The sequence below is a fragment of the Chamaesiphon sp. VAR_69_metabat_338 genome (genome assembly GCF_031423935.1).
GTDB lineage: Bacteria > Cyanobacteriota > Cyanobacteriia > Cyanobacteriales > Chamaesiphonaceae > Chamaesiphon.
Window position 1 is genome coordinate 1 of record NZ_JANPGM010000578.1, and the last position, 4,381, is coordinate 4,381.

Genomic DNA, 4,381 nt, shown 5'->3' on the forward strand with positions numbered 1-4,381 from the left:
CTGCCAAGCTAATTGCTCGGCTCTACCGATATTTTGCAGCACAAATTCACTGCTATTGGCTTGACGGAGCACGCCGCTCAGGGCTTGGATATAGGCTTCGCTATTATCAATTTCTGGCAGTTTGGGAATGATAACTTTACCAAAGCGGCGATTTTGTTGCCAAATTACGACGAACGTTCCTAGTAGAATATTGAGCAAAACGATCGATAGTGGCGTGTTTGCTAAATATCCCAAGGCATCGCCATCGGTTTTGAGATCTTCAGATGCAGTATTACCTTTTCTTTTACTAGTTGCTGCTTTTCGATCGCGATCGATATAACCGTGAATATATTCATCGACTAATACTTGTCCTCGATCTTGAGTAACGAGTTCTGCCAATAATTCATAGTTAGGCCGAAAATCTTGATAAGCATTAGCTGCTAAATGCGGTGTGCTAGCAATAATTACCATCCCTTTCTCTAGCTTGAAGGTGGCGATCGCACTGCCAGATCGATCGCTCACAACTAATTCTTTAAAAGTACTTTGTGGTAATTCTTTTTTAATGCTTTCCGCTCTAAATCTGCGGGTGGTTTCAATTCGGATAGTCCCTTGAGGACTCTCTAAATCTGCCCGAAATGGAATTTCCCATGCTGGTGCCGACACGCCTAAAATAACAAGCGTATTGCCTTGACTAACCCACGATCGTTGCAGCTTAGTAAGTTGTAATCGATCTAATTGAGGACTGACTTGCAGTAGTGTTGTTGCCGATTGGTAGTCAGCATTTTTGGTAAGTTGGGGAAAGGATTTGTGCCAGCGATGGATCTTGACACCCCGGTCTACCATCGTTCGATACCAAGTGCTATAACCATTAGCAGCATTGCTATAACTCGATCCGGCCTGCCGAACATCGCCACTTGTAGCACTGATAAAAGTTACTAAGACGATCGCGATTGCTGCGATCGATCCAAATCGCCAGTACTGTTTTAAGAATTTCTGAAAATCTGTCATGAACAACTAGAGATTTACTACTCTTTGGTACGCTCGCGCTCTGCGACAACACACCCTACAACTATTAACTATCAATTATCAACTGGCTCTCTATTTGTCGATAAGCTTGCTGGCATCGATCGAAATCTGCACTCGATATAGTTCGATCGCCAAAATGCAATTGTTCGTGAATGGCAACTAATACTTCACCCATGTTCGCAACTGGAACGGTGCGTAATAATTGCAGATATTCGCGATCGGTACGACTAGATTGATGGGGAATGAGATTTGCATCATTCAAGCGTTGCAGCATAGCCAAATACAGCCATCTACTCGCCTGAGTATAGTCGCCGACTTGTTGAAATTGTTGGGACTGAGCCAGCAATTCTGCGACTGTATATACTTTTTCTGGAGGTCGATCTTGCAATAATTTCGATCGAGCGTTGCGTTCGATCCAGCGTTGCCAATAGGGATAAATAATCTGATAGCCAATCCAGATAACTACCCCAGCCAAAATCAACCACATCAGGCGCACGAGTAATGGCCCCAACCAAGGTGGCAAGATATCGAGATTTAGATCGCGATCGTCGGAGCGCAATTTTACTTCAATCCATTCTCCCACTTGCTGTAGGAGTCGATCCAACTGCCATCGCCAACTTGTTTTTTCAGCCGCAGTGGACATAATCTAGGTACTAGCCGCTTTAGATCGCAGCAGATGGGATGTCGTCACCATCATATTAGATGCGGTCGCGATTTAACAATAAGCCAAGTCCCAATCATCCGATCGAGTCAAGCGAATCTGCGCTAGAGCGACAATCGTGGGGATAATCCGTCCGTAATTGGTTGAAATCGATCTCCAGCCGAGGTCTGCAAAAAACCAACCCCACATCGCTGGCCCTAAAATCGTAAACACGCCGCGTACGGCCACCTGTTGGGTTGTTGAGAGCATCATTCCGCGTTTGGCCATATATAGAGAGATATAGCTCTGCAATTGGCTGGTAGCTGCCAACCCACCTCTAATCAGGGTTTGTTTGGCAACTTCATAGCTGGCAAAGTGAAACGCAAATTGACGCGCGATTTGGTGTAGTACTAATGGCTTGAGCACCGAACTGACCGCGATCGCACTACTGCCTTTTAAAATCAGTTTAATAGGATCGTGCTGAATGTGGGCGGGCAAAGGCTGGTCGAAACGGGTATTAGCGAGAGATTTCTGTACTCTGAGCGTCAGCGCGTCGCGATCTCCGGAGGGTAATTTGTGCCAACTTTTGCCCATCAGATGCAAAAAGACTTCCGCTTCTAAGTCGGTGGTACTGAGTTGACTAGAGTAGGGAATTTTCAGATATCTGCACACCTGCACCAATGTCTGACGGTAACTCACCGCCTGCGTCCGTCCCTGCAAGACAGTAATTCCATCGGCAGCCAAAAAGCGAAACCGATCTTCGATCGAATCGATCCAAATATCCCGCTCCTGACTTTGGATCTCCACTAAGTCTGGGGTACGTACGTAGTCTAGGGGATTGAACTTACGGCTAAAGAGAATCCTAGTTAATTGCTGTAGTTCGTCTTCGGTAGCCAATTCTAAAGCCGCTCGTAACTCATCCAAAATAACTTCCTCCCACGCACTTAGTGCTCGTCCTGTCACCCTATAGTGTACCGCACCATTTCCAAAAAACGGTGCTTCCGCGTGACGCGCGATCGATTAACTTAACTTTGGCAATTCCTTGGTCGTCGCTGTCCGTTTGAGGAGATCGATATTCGCCACAAACCTCTTGCTACCTGAAGTGTAAATTACTAACCGTCGATCGAGTCCGATCCGCGAATTCAATAAAATTTTATCGATATCCTCGATAATTTTCGTATAGTTTGCACCAGAAACATCAGATATGCCGATTTGTTTGCGGTCTGACTCGCTCAGTTGTTTATCGCCATTGGTATCGGCGACAGTCCGCACGTACCATAGTGCTTTTACCGTTTTGAGTTTGTGCGGTTGACTCATTGGATCGGAATTTGACTTGCTCGGCGGCAGCGGTTCGCCAATTTGCTCTAGTGTTAAAATCCGCGAACTATTATCGGCAAGCAGTTTGTTCCCAGACAAGTTATCGCGATGGACAAACATATAATTGCGAATATCGATTCCGTCCCAACCCGAGCGATCTTCATAGCTAGAGCTAGCAGATTTAATCTGCTTGAGAATGCTTTTATTTTCTTGTTCGGCAACATAAATCGGTGCATGGAAATATGGGGTACCATTCAGTTGCTCGAATTGAGTCATCCACACATTTTTAGGTGCCGCCAATGGCACCGGATTAGCATTGGCATTAGCTGGTGTACTCACAGTTTGCGGTGACTGTCGATCGCTACAACCGGCTACCAATAACAATAAGATCCCGATTGAACCGCCAAATTTCCACAATTGCTTAGACATTATCGCTCACTCACAAGATAACTTTTAAGCCAATCTACAACCTGGTGATATTGAATTCCGCAGTCAAACTGAGATCGATCTACTCTCCAACATCAAGACCGAGGCTATAAAATCCACCTCTGTGTTCCTCTGTGAATCCTCAGTGTACCTCTGTCTTGATTTGCTGTCTTGTCGCAGTTGTATGGGCGGGAAACCCGCCCACACTGCGCCGCTTTTTGCGTCGGGGAACAAAGGCGTGCGCAAATCGCTGTGTTAAATACACACCTCAACGCAGCCAAAGAGTCAAAGCCGCTCTCCCTCCCCCCTCAACTAGCACATAAATACCACAAGCGTGCCAAAACTCTCTATCATAGAGTCTAGGTGAACTCTATCCAGCGATCGATCGTGATACCTCTGCAACTATCTCTTAAAAACTTTCTCAGCTATAGCGAAGCCAGTTTAGATTTTACAGGGCTGCATACCGCTTGTATTTGCGGTGCCAACGGCGCGGGTAAGTCTTCGCTGCTCGAAGGGATTACCTGGGCGATTTGGGGCGAATGTCGCGCGGTAAGTGAGGATGATGCGATTAGTAATGGCGCGATGGATGTGCGGGTGGATTTCACCTTTATGATGCACGGCGAGACTTGTCGGATTATTCGCTCTCGCCAGCGGGACGGCAATGGCGGCTTGGAATTTCAGATTCAGACGAATGCCGGACAGTTTCGGACGCTGACACAAAAAGGGATTCGATCGACGCAAGCATTAATCGATGACTATCTTAAAATCGATTACGATACATTTATCAATTCGGCTTATTTACGCCAGGGGAAAGCTGATGAGTTCATGCTCAAAAAGCCAACCGATCGCAAGCAAATTTTAGCAGATTTATTAAAGCTCGATCGTTACGAACAATTGGCCGATCGCGCTAAAGATACGGCGAAGCAATACAAATTGCAAGTGGAAGTAGCGACGGAAAGTTTAGCCGCAGATGAGTTGCAGTTAGGCCAAATC

Annotated in this window: 5 protein-coding genes; 1 reads left to right on the top strand and 4 read right to left on the bottom strand. The window is 46.2% G+C overall.

All coding sequences use genetic code 11. The annotated features are described in order from the left end of the window. The 4 genes from RMO84_RS15915 to RMO84_RS15930 all read right to left on the bottom strand — a co-directional run. The coding region (locus RMO84_RS15915; protein WP_310489418.1) for a DUF4350 domain-containing protein at nt 1–987 on the bottom strand (987 nt) is incomplete at its 3' end. Between the two features lie 64 nt (nt 988–1,051). After that, a complete protein-coding gene (locus RMO84_RS15920; RefSeq protein WP_310489419.1) occupies nt 1,052–1,648 on the bottom strand; it encodes a DUF4129 domain-containing protein in 597 nt (198 codons plus the stop codon). A gap of 72 nt (nt 1,649–1,720) precedes the next feature. Next, nucleotides 1,721–2,569: a YaaW family protein gene (locus tag RMO84_RS15925; protein WP_396135876.1), complete on the bottom strand. Its 849-nt coding sequence runs from the start codon at nt 2,567–2,569 to the stop codon at nt 1,721–1,723. Between the two features lie 96 nt (nt 2,570–2,665). Continuing rightward, on the bottom strand, nt 2,666–3,391 hold the full coding sequence (locus RMO84_RS15930; RefSeq protein ID WP_310489421.1) for a hypothetical protein: 726 nt from the start codon (nt 3,389–3,391) through the stop codon (nt 2,666–2,668). A 384-nt stretch (nt 3,392–3,775) separates the two neighbouring features. On the opposite strand from RMO84_RS15930, the gene RMO84_RS15935 reads away from it, so the two are divergent. Then, nucleotides 3,776–4,381 (top strand): AAA family ATPase (locus tag RMO84_RS15935; RefSeq protein WP_310489422.1); only part of this gene is annotated, 606 nt, incomplete at its 3' end.

What these genes read in the sequence shown, in the direction of transcription:
- RMO84_RS15920 (WP_310489419.1), bottom strand. Translation starts at nt 1,648, where the DNA reads ATGTCCACTGCGGCTGAAAAAACAAGTTGGCGATGGCAGTTGGATCGA.
- RMO84_RS15930 (WP_310489421.1), bottom strand. Translation starts at nt 3,391, where the DNA reads ATGTCTAAGCAATTGTGGAAATTTGGCGGTTCAATCGGGATCTTATTG.